The following is a 15,544-nucleotide window of genomic DNA, read 5'->3' as shown; positions in this document are numbered from 1 at the left end:
CTTACCTCCATTGTGCGTTGATGATGTAGTGCGCGGCGTCCTCGGCGACGTCGAGGGCGCGCTCGAGCGACTCGTCCGCGACGTTGACGTGGCCCATCTTGCGGCCCGGGCGATAGCCCTTGCCGTAGAGGTGGACCTTGGCCTCTGGGTATTTCTTCATCACGGCGGCGACGCGCTCGCGCATGGGCACGGCCGGGTCGGAGTCACCGCCGAGGGTGTTGACCATCACCGTGTACGGCGCGGTGGGTTCGGTCGAGCCGAGCGGCCAGTCGATCACCGCGCGCAGGTGCTGCTCGAACTGCGATGTCACGCACCCGTCCTGGGTCCAGTGGCCGGTGTTGTGGGGTCGCATGGCCAGCTCGTTGACCAGCACTGCGTCTGCGGTTTCAAAAAGCTCGACGGCGAGCACGCCGGTGACGTCGAGTGCCTCGGCGATCTTCACGGCGAAGCCCTGGCAGGCGGCCGCCCGCTCCGCGTCAAGCCCCGGCGCGGGCGAGATGGCCACCCGGCAGACCCCGTCTGCTTGGCGGGACTCGACTACCGGCCAGGCCTTGACCTCGCCTGAGCGGTTGCGCGCGACCATTGCGGAGAGCTCGCGGACGAAGGGGACCTTCTCCTCGGCGTAGAGCTCCACGCCCTCGCCCACGAGCTTCTCCACGAGCTCTGTGAACGCCTCGAGCGAGTCAGGAAACCACACGCCGTGGCCGTCGTACCCGCCGCGGCGGGACTTCAGGCACACCCGGCCTCCGACGCGCTCGAAGAAGTCGCTGGCGTCTTTCGCGGAGGCGATGGGGGAAAAAGGTGGGACCGGGGCGCCGAGCTCGGTAAGCCGGGCGCGCTGCTCGAGCTTGTCCTGGGCGTAGAGGAGTGCGTGGGGGCGGGGTTCGACGTTGATTCCGGCGTCGATAAGCATGTGCGCGTACTCGTTGGGCACGTGCTCGTGATCGAAGGTCACCGCGTCGGCCCCCTCCGCGATGGCCTGGAGGTCAGCGAGGTCGCGGTAGTCGCCGATGCGGACGTCGCCGAAGACCTGCGCGGCCGAGGCATTATCGTCTGCGGCCAGCACGCGCGGCGCGAGGCCGAGCTCGATGGCTGCGGTCTGCATCATCCTGGCCAGCTGGCCGTCCCCAATGACTGCAACAACGGGCATGTTTTCTGCGTAACTCACGCCCACCTACCTTAGCCCTGCCCGAGCTGGGCGCACAGGACACGCTCCACCTTGCGGGCACGCCCGACCTCGGGGAAGTAGAGCGGGCGCTCAAAGCCGTAGACCGCAACCGAGATCCCGCCGCGCTCGCGGCGCACGGAGTGGATGTCACCAAAAGGGATGGAATCGATCGCGCCGCGGCGCCCGCGCGCGAGCACGCGGTGCTGCGTGACCACGAAGCGGCGCCGCCGGGCGGCAACCAGCGGCAGCAGGAAGCGCACCACACCGACGATCGCCCACAGCGCTACGACGAGGTTGCGGGCGGCCGCGGGGACGGCGTGAAAGTCCATCCAACCGATCGCCCCCCAGCACACCCCGGTGACCACGACGAACTCCAGCAGCGGGAAAATCATGCTGCTCAGCGGGCTCGTCGTATCCGCCAGCACGACCTCGCCTTCGGCGAGCGGCAGTCTGCCCGCCATTACGCCGGACGCAGGTGGGTGACGTCCCCCGCGCTATACGCGGTGCCGCCGATGAGGATTTCGCCGGCCGCGTTCACCCCTTCTACCGTGCCCTCAACGTCGCCTTCCGCCCGCGTGAGGCGCACGTGCTTACCGACGCTCTCGCACACCCTCCGGTAGTCCTCCAAGAGCTGCCCGTCGCCCTGCGCCCACTGCTCGAGGCGCCGCGCCAGCGCGGTAAGCAGGTCCACGGCAAACTCGTCGAAATCGACCTCGATGCGCTCGAGGTTGAGCGAGGTCGCTCCCTCGACGGGGAGGTCTTCGGCGCGCCACGCGACGTTGATGCCGATGCCGATGACCACCCGCGGCGGCGCGGAGGAGAAATCGACCTCGGAGAGGATGCCGGCGAATTTCTTTCCGCCCAAAAGCGCGTCGTTGGGCCACTTCAGCGCCGCCTCTGGGACGACGTCCGTGACGGCCAGCCCCGCGGCCAGGGACGCTAGCCCCAGGGGTGCGCTAGAGGGGGCGTCGACAAGCACGCTCAGCGCGAGCTGGGACCCCTTCGGGCTCACCCACCTCCGCCCCATCCGTCCCTTGCCCGCTGTTTGCTCGTCGGCAATGAGCACACTGCCGGGGCTGCCGGTGGCGAGCAGCTCTGCGTTGGTGGAGCCGATCGTGTCTACCCAGCGCACGTCGCGCCACGCGTGCGCGACCGCGCCTTGAATGTGTTCAATATTGCGCACTGTCATGGGGTATAAGCCTATTCGTTTTCAGCGGGGCGCGGCCTACACCAGGCCTAAACTAGGCACACCGCCACCGCACAGTTGCCGTCGTGGGACAGAGAGAGCGAGGCGGCGGGCGGCGCCACCGACTCAAGCTCGCCGTGGAGCGCAAGGGCAACACGCCCGAAGGCGTCGGAGATGACCTCTATGTCACGGAAGTCGACGGCGCCTACCACCGGCGGGGCACCGAAGAGCGATTGCGACCAGGCCTTGATGTAGGCCTCCTTGGCGGCCCAACGCGCAGCAAGAGAGGCCGCGCGGTCCGCCTTGGCGGCGCAGTCACGCAGCTCGCGGTCAGTAAAGACTGAGCTAAAGGTCGTCCCGGCGCTACCTAACTGCTCGCGAAACCGCTCGATGTCGACGACGTCAACGCCGATGTGCCGTGCTTCCATGGAGCGCCCCCTTCCCATTTATGTGACTAAACTCACATTACAATATAATCGCAGTATACGACCATAACTTACCATTTAGTAACCTACCAACCAGTAACCAATCGGCCATGGACCCACCTGCGCCGTTATTCTTCCCCCATGACGCTTTCTGCCTACGAACAATTGGGCGAGGCCGGTGCCCCGATCACCACATCGGACAAGCTCGCCGATCTCTACCGCCGCCGCGCGAATGCGCAGGCTCCCGTTGGCCCCCGCGCTATCGAGAAGCTGCGTGAGCAGGGAAGAATGACAGCCCGCGAGCGCCTCGACTACCTGCTCGACGAGGGCTCGTTCGTCGAGTCCGGCCAGCTCGCGCGCCACCGCACCCACGACTTCGGGATGCAGTCAAAGCGGCCGCTTACGGACGGCATCATCACCGGGTTCGGCACGATCGACGGCCGCGAGGTCTGCATCTTCTCACAAGACGGCACCATCTTCGGCGGCGCGCTCGGGGAGGTCTACGGCGAGAAAATGGTCGCCATCCAAGACCTCGCCCTCACCACCGGCCGGCCGCTCATCGGCCTCTACGAAGGCGCGGGGGCGCGCATCCAAGACGGCGCCGTCTCCCTCGACTGGATCGCCGCGACCTTCCGCCGCAACGTGCAGGCTTCCGGCGTCGTCCCGCAAATCTCCGTCATCATGGGCGCCTGCGCCGGCGGCAATGCCTACTCCCCGGCCTTAACCGATTTCGTGGTCATGGTCGAGGGAACCTCCAAGATGTTCGTCACCGGCCCGGAGGTGATCAAGACCGTCACCGGCGAGGAGGTAACCCAAGACGAGCTCGGCGGCGCGTGGACCCACATGCTCGAGGCCGGGACCTGCCACTACGTCGCCTCCGACGACGCCGACGCGCTCGACTGGGTCGCAGACCTCGTGGGTTACTTTCCTCCCAACAGCAGCCGCGCAGGCGCGCGGCAGGACGCCGAACCCACCGCCGGCACCGACGCGCTCGACGGCCTCATCCCGGATCACCCCCACCAGCCCTACGACGTGCGCGAGGCCATCTCCCGCATCACCGATGGCGGGGACTACCTCGAGGTCATGGAGCAGCGCGCCGAAAACGTCGTCGTCGCCCTCGGGCGCATCGAGGGCGTGGCGGTCGGCTTCGTGGCCAACCAACCTATGGTGAGCGCCGGCTGCCTCGACATCGATGCCTCCGCCAAGGCCGCGCGGTTCGTGCGCACGTGCGACGCGTTCAACATACCGCTCGTCATGCTTGTCGACGTCCCCGGCTTCCTCCCCGGAGCCGACCAGGAGCACGGCGGGATCCTGCGCCACGGCGCGAAGCTGCTCTACGCCTACGCCGAGGCCACGGTACCCAAGGTCACCGTCATCATGCGCAAGGCCTACGGCGGGGCGTACTGCGTGATGGGCTCGAAGGGGTTGGGCGCGGACGTGAACCTCGCCTGGCCCACCGCCCAGATCGCGGTGATGGGCGCGGCCGGTGCGGTCGGATTTATCAACCGCAGGGAGATCAACGCTGCCCGCCGCCGCGGCCTCGGCCCCGCGGAGCTCGCCGACCTCATCGCCTCCTTCGAGCGGGAGTACGAAGACACGGTGTTAAACCCCTACGTCGCCGCAGAGCGCGGGCTGATCGACTCCGTAATCGCCCCCTCAGAAACCCGCGAGGCAATCGCCGCCCACCTGCGCCTTTTGCGCGATAAGCGCGTCGCCCTGCCCGCCCGCAAGCACGGAAACATCCCCCTCTAGACCTCCCTCTCTCATACCTCCTAAGGACCTCATCACGATGCGAAACCTCACGCCCTTGACCTCCATGGCGCGCCCCGCGATCCTCTTCCACGGGCAGGGCACCGACTGGCAGCGCGCGCTCACCGATTCCGCCTCGACCCCGCTCGTCCGCGAGCGCCTCGAGGAGCTGCTCGGTGCGGCCCGCGCGCTCACCGGCCCGATCGCCCGTAAGCTGGCCGCCGCCGCGCCCGGTGCACACGAGCGTCTCCGCGCCATCATGGACGGCCACCCCGCGGTGGAGGAGACTGACCGCCTGCCCGCCGTGGCCGTGCCGGGCATCGTACTCGGGCAAATCGCTGCGGTCGATCAGCTGCGCGGCCTCGGCCTCGATGTCGACGGCGCCGCCCTCGCTGGACACTCCCAGGGCAGCCTCGGTGTTGCAGCGGTATCCCACCCGGTCCACGCCCTCGCCTTCGCCTTCATTCTTGGCGCGGCCGCGCACTCGACCTCCTCCGCGCGCGATACCCGCCGCCGGATGCTTTCGGTGCGCGGTGTACCCAGCGATTACGTGGCCACGCCAAGCGCAGGCGGTGTGGTGCGCGCCGTGATCAACGGGCCTCGGCACATGGCGCTCTCCGGTGAACCGGGTGCTCTCGCGGATGCACGAGACGTCATCGAGCGGCGCTCCGCGGAACACAACGCCAAGCTCGCAGACGGCGAGTTCGGAGGCTCTCGAATCCAGCCGGTCTTCGACGAGCTCGACGTCGCCTACCCTTTCCACCACCCCCGCAACGCCCGCGCCGCCGAGCTGGCCGGCGAGTGGGCCGCGTCCTGCGGGATCGACCTGGGGCACGACAGGCCGCAGGAGCTGGCGCGAGAGATCCTTTGCAATCCCCACGACTTCCCGGCGCGGGTCAAAGACCTGCTCGCCCGGGGCGTGTCCCACGTGATCGCACTCGATCCCTCCCTCGCCACCATCGCCTCCCGGCTCCTTGCGGGCACTGGGGTGCCGGTGGTGGCAGCGGCGAGCGCGGCTACCCGCGACGACCTCGCCCGCCCGGGTAAATCCTTGCCCGAGGCGGCAGACTACTCCCGCTTCGCCCCCCGCCTGGTGCGCCTGCCCGACGGTGAGACCTACACCCAGACTCGGTTCTCCGCGCTCACGGGCCTCTCCCCGATCATTCTCGGTGGGATGACTCCGACCACCGCGGACGGGGAGATCGTCGCCGCGGCCGCCAACGCCGGCTACTGGACGGAGCTCGCTGGCGGAGGGATGTACTCCGAAGACGTGTTTACTGCCCACAAGGACACCCTCGTGGAGCGTCTCGAACCGGGGCGCACCGCCCAGTTCAACACGATGTTCTTCGACCGCTTCCTGTGGAACCTTCAGTTCGGCCACAGCCGGATGGTGCCCAAGGCTCGGGCGGCAGGAGCCCCGTTTTCCGGGGTGTGCATCTCCGCCGGCATCCCCGATGTCGAAGAGGTCACCGAGCTACTCGCCCGGCTGCGCGCCGAAGGCTTCCCGCATATCGCCTTCAAACCGGGCACCGCCGCCCAGATCCGCGCCGTGCTCGACATCGCGGAGGCCAACCCCGACGTCCCCATCATCCTCATGGTCGAAGACGGTCACGCTGGCGGCCACCACTCCTGGGAAGACCTCGACGATCTGCTCGTGGAGACCTACGGCGAGGTCCGCTCCCATGACAACGCCTACCTCGCCGTCGGCGGCGGCGTGTATTCCCCGCAGCGCGCCGCTGATTTGCTCACCGGTGCCTGGGCAGCGCGTTGGGATCTGCCGGAGATGCCGGTTGACGCGGTCTTCGTGGGCACCGTGGCGATGGCCACCAAGGAGGCCAAGGCGACCGATTCTGTGAAAGACCTGCTGGTGGCCACCCCTGGTGTGAGCCCGGGAGACAACGGCGGCTGGGTCTCGCGGGGCACGGGGCGGAGCGGGGTGGCGTCGTCCCAAAGCCACCTGCTCGCCGACATCCACGACCTGGACAACTCCTTTGCCCGCGCCTCCCGGCTGATCACCAGCCTGAGCATCGACGAGTACGAGGAGCGCCGCGAGGAGATCATCGAAGCGCTGAACAAAACCTCGAAGCCCTTCTTCGGGGACATCGAGGACATGACCTACGCGCAGTGGGCCAATCGCTTCGTCGAACTGGCGCACCCGTTTACGGATTCTTCCTGGGACAAGCGCTTCCTCGCCGTGCTGCGCCGCATCGAGGCTCGCCTGCACGAGCGCGACCATGGGGAGATCGAGTCGCTGTTCGAAGAAGGTGTGGGCGCGCAAGAAGGCGTCGCTACGCTGCTCGCTGCCTACCCCCTCGCTCGCGAGATAAAGGTCTCCCCGCGCGACGCGGCGTGGTGGATCGCCCTGCACTACGCCTACCCGAAACCGATGCCGTGGGTGCCGGCCATCGACGGCGACCTCAAGACGTGGTTTGGCAAGGACACGCTCTGGCAAGCCCAAGACCCCCGCTACAGCGCCGATGAGGTGCGCATCATCCCCGGCCCCGTCGCGGTAGCGGGTATCACAAGGAAAAACGAGCCCGTCGCCGAGCTGCTTGCACGCTTCGAGTCCGCCGCCACGCGCACGCTAATCGACGCCGGGGCCGAGACCACCGAGCGCTTCTCCCGCCTCGCGGACGCCACCAGCGTGGAGGACTACCTCAAGGCCGTCCCGACGCTGATGTGGCACGGCCACCTCATGGATAACCCCGCCCACACCATGGATGAGAGCGCGTACGAGATCATCGAGGACGCCGACGGCTGGGTCATCCGCATCGTCACCGATTCCTACTGGGACCACCTGCCCGATCAGCAGCGCCCTTTCTACGTGCGCGAGGTGAAAATCCCCATCGACCTGCCGAGCGGTGTGCACACTGGTGCCTCCCCTGTCGTCTCTGACGAGCGCCTGCCTGCCGCAGTCTACGATCTGCTCGCCGGGCTGGCCGGGGTGGGCTCGACCTCCGAGGCCGGGGACACCATCACCGCCATGCCGCAGCTAATCGACGGCATCGCCCACGCATCCTTTACCTTCCCCGCCTCGCTGCTGGCCGCGCATACCGCCGTGACCGGAACCGCGCTTGGCGGAGAGGTCCGCGTGGGTACCGCGGACGTATTAGTCGGGCCCTGCTGGCCAGCAATCTATGCCGCACTCGGCTCCGGCCTGCTGCCCGACGGCTTCCCCGTCATTGAGGGGCTGCTCAACGCCGTGCACCTCGATCACGTCATCGACCTGCGCGCACCCCTGCACGAGCTGGCGGACGGCCGCACCATCGACGTCGCATCGCGCTGCGCGTCCATCGAGGAATCCTCTGCCGGGCGCATCGTCACCGTGGAGCTCGAGCTCTCCTCCGGTGGGGAGCTCGTGGCCACGCAGATGCACCGCTTCGCCATCCGCGGCCGCGCCACGACGACGACCCCGCCGGTTGCCGCCCCACCGTTCGGCGGCGGCGACTTGGCGGGGGCCGTCGAGGCCACCCCGCGCTCCTTCCTCGAGCGCGCGGAGGTGAGCGCCCCGCACGACATGACCCCGTTCGCGTTGGTCTCCGGCGACTACAATCCCATCCACACATCCTCCAACGCCGCCGGCCTGGTCGGGCTTGGAGCGCCCCTAGTGCACGGCATGTGGCTCTCCGCCACCGCCCAACACCTCGCCGGGCGCCACGGCGAAGTAACCGGCTGGACGTACAACATGTACGGCATGGTGCAGCTTGGCGACACCATCGAGATCACTGTCGAGCGTGTCGGGCGGGTCGGGCTCCGGCCCGCGCTCGAGGTGACCTGCCGCATCGGCGGCGAGGTGGTCTCGCGCGGCCAGGCGCTGCTCGCGCAGCCGCGCACCGCCTACCTTTATCCGGGCCAGGGCGTGCAGGCCGTAGGCATGGGCGCCGGCGACCGTGAGGCGAGCGCGGCCGCGCGCGAGATCTGGCGCCGCGCTGACCGACACACACGCACCCAACTCGGATTTTCCATCCAGCGCATCGTGGATGATAACCCCACCGAGATCACGGTGCGCGGCGAGGTGTTCAAGCACCCGAATGGCGTGCTGCACCTGACCCAGTTCACCCAGGTGGCCCTGGCCGTGGTGGCGTACGCGCAGACCGAGCGGCTGCGCGACGCGAACGCGCTGGCCACCAGCGCGATGTTCGCCGGGCACTCGCTGGGCGAGTACACGGCGCTTGCGTCACTCGGCGGGATTTTCGACCTCGAGGCCGTGATTGACATTGTCTACTCGCGCGGCTCCGCGATGGGTTCGCTCGTGCCGCGCGATGCCGAGGGCAACTCCGACTACGGCATGGGTGCGCTGCGCCCGAACATGATCGGCATCAATCCCGACGAGGTCGAGGCGTACGTCGCCGGTATTGCCGCAGACTCCGGCGAGTTCCTGGAAATTGTCAACTACAACATCTCCGGCCAGCAGTATTCGATCGCCGGCACGAAGCGGGGCCTCGCCGCCCTGTCGGCGGCCGCTAACGGCGTGCGCGAGCGCGCCTACGTCACCGTCCCCGGCATCGACGTTCCCTTCCATTCCCGCGTCCTGCGCCCCGGCGTGCCGGCGTTCGCCCGCAAGCTCGACGAGCTCCTGCCGGCCGTCATCGATGCCGACACGCTGACGGGGCGCTACGTTCCCAACCTCGTGGCGCGCCCCTTCGAGCTCACACAGGACTTCATCGACGCGGTAACCGCCGTGGTACCTTCCGAGCGCTTGGCGGGCGTGACCGTGGACAACACACCCACGGGCGAGCTCGCCCGCACCCTGCTCATCGAGCTTTTGGCCTGGCAGTTCGCCTCCCCGGTGCGGTGGATAGAAACCCAGGACCTCATTATCAGCCAAGTCGACCAACTCATCGAGGTCGGCCTCGCCTCCTCGCCGACGCTGACAAACCTGGCGAAGCGCGAGATGGGTGTCATCGGCCACCACATCCCGGTGTTCAACGTCGAGGCCAGCCAGGACCAGGTCATGCTGAACGATGTGGTCTCCGCACCGGAGCCGGAGGTCGAACCGGAGGTTGAGCCGGAGGTTTCCGCGCCGGCCACCGCCGACAGCACGCCAGAACCCACCCCCGACACGCAGGCGGCTACCGCTCCCGCCGCACCGGCTCCCACCGGCGGCTCTCCCGCCACCGATCTGCCGTTCGGCGCGGCGGATGCCATTGAGGTGCTCTTCGCCTTCCAGAACAAGATCCGCCCCGAGCAGATCAACGACTCGGACACCATTGAGGAGCTCACCGGCGGGGTATCGTCGCGCCGCAACCAGCTGCTCATGGACATGTCCGCTGAGCTCGGTGTGCCCGCCATTGACGGCGCCGCAGAGTCGGACGTGGCCACCCTGCGCGAGCGCGTTAACTCCGCCGCGCCCGGGTATGCCCCCTTCGGCTCCGTGCTGTCCGAGGCGATCGGGGCGCGCCTGCGCCAGGTTCTCGGGGGTGCCGGGCTCAAGCCTGCGCACGTGACCGACTACGTCACCGGTACCTGGGCGTTGCCCACGTCCTGGGTCCCGCACGTCGAGGCGGAGATCCTGCTGGGTACTCGTGCGGAGGAGTCGGTGCGCGGCGGCAGCCTCGCGACTCTTCCGGGCGCGTCCACGAAGGCCGAGGTAAATACGCTTATCGACGCCGCCGTGGCAGCCGTCGCCGCACGCCACGGCCAGAACGTAAACCGGGCCCAGTCTGCTGGCGGATCTGGCGGTAGCGTCGTCGACTCCGCGGCATTAGACGCATACAAGGACGAGGTGACCGACACGCTCGTTAGCACAGCGCGCACTCTCTTGAGCAAGCTGGGCATCGAGGACGAGCACGTCGAGGTCCCCGCTCCCGACACCACGATCCTGGACACCATCGAGGCTGAGCTAGGCTCCAGTTGGGTCTCCCAGGTCACCCCGCGTTTCGACGCCGCCAGGGCCGTGCTTTTCGACGACCGCTGGGCCCAGGCCCGCGAGGATCTCGCCCGCGTCGCCCTCGGAGAAGCCGACATCGATGCCGCACGGTTCCGCGGCACCGGCGAGGTCGTTGCCGCGCAGGCCCGCTGGTACGCCGAGCACGGTTATTCCGGCCCCTTGGACGAGATCGCCGCGGCCGCAGCCGATACCACCCCTGGCTCCTATGCCGGGGAGATCGCCCTGGTCACCGGCGCGGCGCCGGGTTCGATTGCCACTGCACTTGTGCAGCGCCTGCTCGCGGGCGGGGCAACCGTGATCATGACGGCATCGAACGTTACCCAGGAGCGCAAGGAGTTCGCGCGCACGCTTTACCGCGACCACGCCTGCGCAGGGGCCGCGCTCTGGCTCGTGCCCGCAAACCTGTCGAGCTACCGCGACATCGACGCGCTGATTGCCTGGCTGGGCACGGAGCAAAAAGAGACCGTAGGGAAAGACGTGCGCGTGATCAAACCCGCGCTCGTGCCCACGCTCGCGTTCCCCTTCGCCGCCCCCAGCGTATCCGGTTCGCTCGCGGAGGTCGGCGGCAGCGCCGAGACCCAGGCGCGCCTGCTGCTGTGGTCCGTCGAGCGCACCATCGCGGGGTTGTCCGAGCTCGCGCAGAAGTCAGCCTCCGGCCGCCGCACCCACATCGTCCTGCCGGGCTCGCCCAACCGCGGCACCTTCGGCGGTGACGGTGCCTACGGCGAAGTCAAGGCCGCGCTCGATGCCGTGGTGAACAAGTGGTCCTCTGAGACCGGCTGGCCCGAGGGCGTGACCCTGGCCCAGGCTCGCATCGGCTGGGTCGCCGGCACGCACCTGATGGGCGGCAACGACGCGCTCGTGCCGGCCGCACAGGCTGCGGGCATCCACGTGTGGAGCCCCGAGGAGATCGCCGCCGAGCTCATGGCCCTGGCATCGGAAAAGGCGCGGGAAAAGGCCGCCGAGGCTCCGCTGGACCTCGACCTAACCGGAGGACTCGCCGACGCCGGGATTTCCATTGCAGAGCTTGCCCGCACGGCGGATCTGCCTGCTGCACAGGATGCGGCGGCGATCCAGGCGTCGACAAGCGAGAAGATCAAGGCCCTGCCCAGCCTGGCCAATCCCTCCCAGCCCGCCGGCGTCGACGTCGGCGAGGTGACCTGCCCGCTCGAGGAGATGATCGTCATCTGCGGCATCGGCGAGGCCTCCTCCTGGGGCTCAGGCCGCACCCGGCGCGAAGCCGAGTACGGCATCCGGCGCGACGGCGGAGTCGACCTCACCGCCGCCGGAGTGCTCGAGCTCGCGTGGATGACCGGGCTCGTGCGCTGGTCGGAAGACCCCAACCCCGGGTGGTACGACGCCGCGGGCGAGCCTATCGCCGAGGAAGACATCTATGAGCGCTTCCGCGACGAGGTCGTCGCGCGCGCCGGCGTGCGAGAGCTGACGGACAAGTACTTTCTCACCGACCGAGGCTCGATCGACCTCGCAGAGGTCTTCCTGGACAAAGACGTCACCTTCACCGTGTCCGGCGAGGCGGAGGCGCGCTCCTACGAGGAGGCTGACCCGGATAAAACGGTCGTGCGCGAGGCCGACGGCGAGTGGACTGTCACGCGCCTCGCCGGGGCGAAGTCCGCGTTGCCGCGCAAGGCGACACTGACACGCACCGTCGCCGGGCAGATGCCCGATGGCTTCGACCCCGCCGCGTGGGGCATTCCGCCGCAGATGATCGACAACCTAGACCGCATCGCGGTGTGGAACCTCGTCACCGCCATCGATGCCTTCGTCAGCGCAGGCTTCACCCCCGCCGAGCTGCTGCGTGCGATCCACCCGGCCGATATCGCCTCGACCCAGGGCACCGGCATCGGCGGCATGGAGTCGCTGCACAAGGTCTTCGTCTCCCGGCTTCTCGGCCACGAGCGCCAGTCCGACATCCTGCAGGAAGCACTGCCCAACGTGGTGGCCGCGCACGTCATGCAGTCGCTCGTGGGCGGCTACGGCTCGATGATCCACCCGGTCGGCGCCTGCGCCACCGCCGCTGTGTCCGTGGAGGAGGCCGTGGACAAGATCGCGCTGGGCAAGGCCGACTTCGTCGTCGCCGGCGGCATCGACGACGTCCAGGTCGAGTCCCTGCAGGGCTTCGGCGACATGAACGCCACCGCCGAGACCGCGGCGATGCGCGCTAAGGGTATTTCCGATCGGTTTATCTCCCGCGCCAACGACCGCCGCCGCGGCGGCTTCCTCGAGGCCGAGGGCGGCGGGACGGTGCTCATCGCCCGTGGCTCGCTGGCCGCCGAGCTCGGCTTGCCGGTGCACGCCGTGATCGCGTACGCGTCGTCCTTTGGCGACGGCGCGCACACCTCGATCCCCGCGCCGGGCCTGGGGGTGTTGGCCGCGGCCCGCGGCGGTGAATCATCTCGCCTGGCGCGCTCGCTGTCCTCGCTCGGGCTTACGCCAACGGATGTGAAGGTGCTATCCAAGCACGACACCTCCACCAACGCGAATGACCCGAACGAGTCAGAGCTGCACTCCCTACTCTGGCCGGCGATCGGGCGCGACGAGCGAGCCCCGATGTTCGTGATCTCCCAGAAGACGCTCACGGGCCACGCGAAGGCGGGCGCCGCTCTGTTCCAGATCGGCGGGCTTATCGACGCCCTCGCAACAGGCGACATCCCCGCCAACGCGTCACTTGACTGCGTCGATCCCCTGGTCGGCGAGAAGGCGCGCAACCTGGTGTGGTTGCGCTCCCCCTTGTCGCTCGGGGCGGGTGCGGTGAAGGCCGCGGCGCTGACCTCGCTCGGCTTCGGCCACGTCGGCGCGCTCGTGGTTCTCGCGCACCCGGGCGTGTTCGAGGCAGCACTCGCCGCCTCCGGAGCGTCGGTTTCCACATGGCGCTCCCGCGCCACCACCCGCCTGCGTGCCGGTGCCGGGCACCTCGAGGCGGGCATGGTGGGCCGACGGGCACTGTTTACACAGGTGGAGAATCGTCGTTTTGTCCCCGGTAACGATCACGACGGCGAAATTGCTCTGCTGCTCGACCCTGGCGCGCGACTTGGGGCAGACGGCATGTACCCGCGGCGTTAGGCGTCCTGACGTAGGAATTCTGTAAGCCAGGCAACCTGTACGCGTGAGGGAGGGTCATTCGATTGCGTCGCCGTGCTGCCGCCGCCCTCGTTGTCGGGGTAGCGCGCGGCGCAGCGCGGGCTTGCCACCACAATATTGATGTCGAACTCTCTATCGCACGTTGAGCGCCCCGGGCATGGGACGCCCGGGGGGGTGATCTTCACTAGCTGTGCGGAAGCGCACGAGACCGAACTAGGCGATGTCGATATCGAAGAGATCTCGCACGATTCTTTTTTGGAGAGAGCGCGCTCGCCGAGGAGCAATCCTCTTATGCTCCCGACAGCAGCAACGAAGGCCAGCGCAGTGCGCGCGATCGGCCACGACTACTTAAAACCGAGTGGCGCGAGCTGCCTTCTCCCCCGCGGACCACCGTCGGGTATCACGTCTTTGAGCCTGCAGGTCAGGGGTCAAAGCTCCACGGAGAGTGGACCTTCAGAAGTCCCCTCGCGTGGATCGGCCAATAAGGACCCCCATCACCGACTCACAAGCCCTGATCAACGCCGCAGGGAAGCACGGCTAATCCTCGGGATGCAGCACGATTCGGATCGGGTTGCCCACCTTTTTCTCCAGGTGCTCCACAGCTGTCTGCGCCTCAGTCAATGGCAGCGTCTCTGTCACCGAGTCATCGAAATTGACAACACCATTTTTAAGCATTTCAATGATGTCTGACACGCTCCCCGGCTGAGACCCATAGTGACCCAACACTGACTGCTTTTTCATTTGAAATTCCAAGTCATTAGGGATCACCACCTCCTTGCCAGAAATACCTGCCAAGACTAGCGCACCACCGGTGCCAAGAACCTCCAACGCTTGCTTCCGCACGGGCGGAACTCCGGCGAAATCGAAAGCAAAATCTAGGAAATTACCCCCCGTCGCTTCGGAGACGATCTCTGCGAAATTTTCAACCGAGCTATCGATCGCAAGATCCACACCATATTCTTCAGCCCTCTTGCGCGCGGCTTCGGACGGATCAATAGCGAGGATAGGTTTTGCCCCTTTTGAAATGAGCAGCTTGATTGCGTGAGCACCAAGTCCACCGACCCCCCAGACTCCCACGGCCTTACCCGCACTGACCTGAGCCGTGTATTCGATGGCGGACCAAGGGGTTGAAATCGCATCGGGGACGATCGCCGCTACATCGAAAGGAACCGAATCCGGCAGCTCAATAGCCACGCTTGCTTTTGCGACGATGTATTCCGCCCAACCACCATCAAAATCGATGCCATAGCCATAGGTCTTGCCATCAGCGGAACGGTATCCACTTCGCAGCACTACCCGGTCCCCTTCTTTACAACAGGTCACGCCCTCACCAAGGGCCGCTACCACCCCAGCCGTTTCATGACCGAGAGTGACCACATTGCCCTCCAGGTGGGGCGGAGTGAGAGAACCGTCGAGCAGGTGCACGTCCGAAAGGCAAACTCCGGCGGCCTTAACCTTGACCAGAACTTCGCCGGGCCCCGGCTCAGGAATAGCAATTTCATCAATCCGGAGTTCTCGAACGTCCCCGTCGATATGCATCCGAGCGGCTTTCATGGTGTCAGGCATCACAGGAACCTTTCTAGAATAGAGTTGGTATCAGATCCACCGCACGCGGGGGACGCCCCCCTCCTCACGGCTTACCGCAACCAGTATAACAAGAGTGAGTGAACTACATGCCTGAAGCGGGATCTCCTGGATATGCAATAATTGCACCATTTTAATGCCGCCAACAGAGAACCCCTACGCTCACGAAGAATCCTCTTCGGGCCCTACCGCTGAGAGCAGGTAAGAAATCGTTTCCGCCGCCTAATGTCTCACGCATGCCGATCACACGGCTGGCCCACAAAAAGCACATCTCTCGTCTCCGCAGAGCGCAGGCATATCCAATCTCGCCTCTCAAGCGGTATCCAAGCGATAGGACGCGGTTAGGACTCCGTAGCGAAGCCATGGGGTTCCGCCCGGCACAGAAACGAAATGCCTAAAACCGGATATCCAAAGGCGTATAGATCGCCCACGAGATTGGTCGC

7 protein-coding genes are annotated in these 15,544 nt (G+C 67.0%); 2 read left to right on the top strand and 5 right to left on the bottom strand.

From position 1 onward, the window contains the following. Window position 1 precedes the first annotated feature (1 nt). From C3E79_RS02650 to acpS, 4 genes are read right to left on the bottom strand one after another with little or no spacing between them, the layout of a single operon-like run. Window positions 2-1,150: a 5-(carboxyamino)imidazole ribonucleotide synthase gene (locus C3E79_RS02650; protein WP_108405012.1), complete on the bottom strand. Its 1,149-nt coding sequence runs from the start codon at window positions 1,148-1,150 to the stop codon at window positions 2-4. 29 nt (window positions 1,151-1,179) lie between these two features. Continuing rightward, window positions 1,180-1,629, bottom strand: a complete 450-nt coding sequence (locus C3E79_RS02645; RefSeq protein WP_108403515.1) for a hypothetical protein — start codon at window positions 1,627-1,629, stop codon at window positions 1,180-1,182. Then, window positions 1,629-2,357 (bottom strand): biotin--[acetyl-CoA-carboxylase] ligase, encoded by a 729-nt coding sequence (locus C3E79_RS02640; RefSeq protein ID WP_108403514.1) that lies wholly within the window; start codon window positions 2,355-2,357, stop codon window positions 1,629-1,631. Before C3E79_RS02640 ends, C3E79_RS02645 begins: the two co-directional genes overlap by 1 nt. A gap of 47 nt (window positions 2,358-2,404) precedes the next feature. Further along, the gene (gene acpS, locus C3E79_RS02635) at window positions 2,405-2,782 is read right to left on the bottom strand and encodes a holo-ACP synthase AcpS (RefSeq protein ID WP_108403513.1); all 378 of its coding nucleotides are present in this window, start codon (window positions 2,780-2,782) and stop codon (window positions 2,405-2,407) included. 138 nt (window positions 2,783-2,920) lie between these two features. Here acpS and C3E79_RS02630 point away from each other — a divergent pair, with 138 nt between their 5' ends. Beyond that, on the top strand, window positions 2,921-4,531 hold the full coding sequence (locus C3E79_RS02630; protein ID WP_108403512.1) for an acyl-CoA carboxylase subunit beta: 1,611 nt from the start codon (window positions 2,921-2,923) through the stop codon (window positions 4,529-4,531). 37 nt (window positions 4,532-4,568) lie between these two features. Continuing rightward, window positions 4,569-13,499, top strand: coding sequence for a type I polyketide synthase (locus tag C3E79_RS02625; protein WP_108403511.1), 8,931 nt, complete (start codon window positions 4,569-4,571; stop codon window positions 13,497-13,499). A 555-nt stretch (window positions 13,500-14,054) separates the two neighbouring features. On the opposite strand, the gene C3E79_RS02620 is transcribed toward C3E79_RS02625, so the two are convergent. Then, window positions 14,055-15,083: an alcohol dehydrogenase catalytic domain-containing protein gene (locus tag C3E79_RS02620; RefSeq protein WP_108403510.1), complete on the bottom strand. Its 1,029-nt coding sequence runs from the start codon at window positions 15,081-15,083 to the stop codon at window positions 14,055-14,057. Between the last annotated feature and the right edge of the window lie 461 nt (window positions 15,084-15,544).

The organism is Corynebacterium liangguodongii (assembly GCF_003070865.1).
GTDB classification, from domain to species: Bacteria; Actinomycetota; Actinomycetes; order Mycobacteriales; family Mycobacteriaceae; genus Corynebacterium; species Corynebacterium liangguodongii.
The sequence above is the reverse complement of the archived record's forward strand: the minus strand, read 5'-3'. Positions and strand labels throughout refer to the sequence as shown.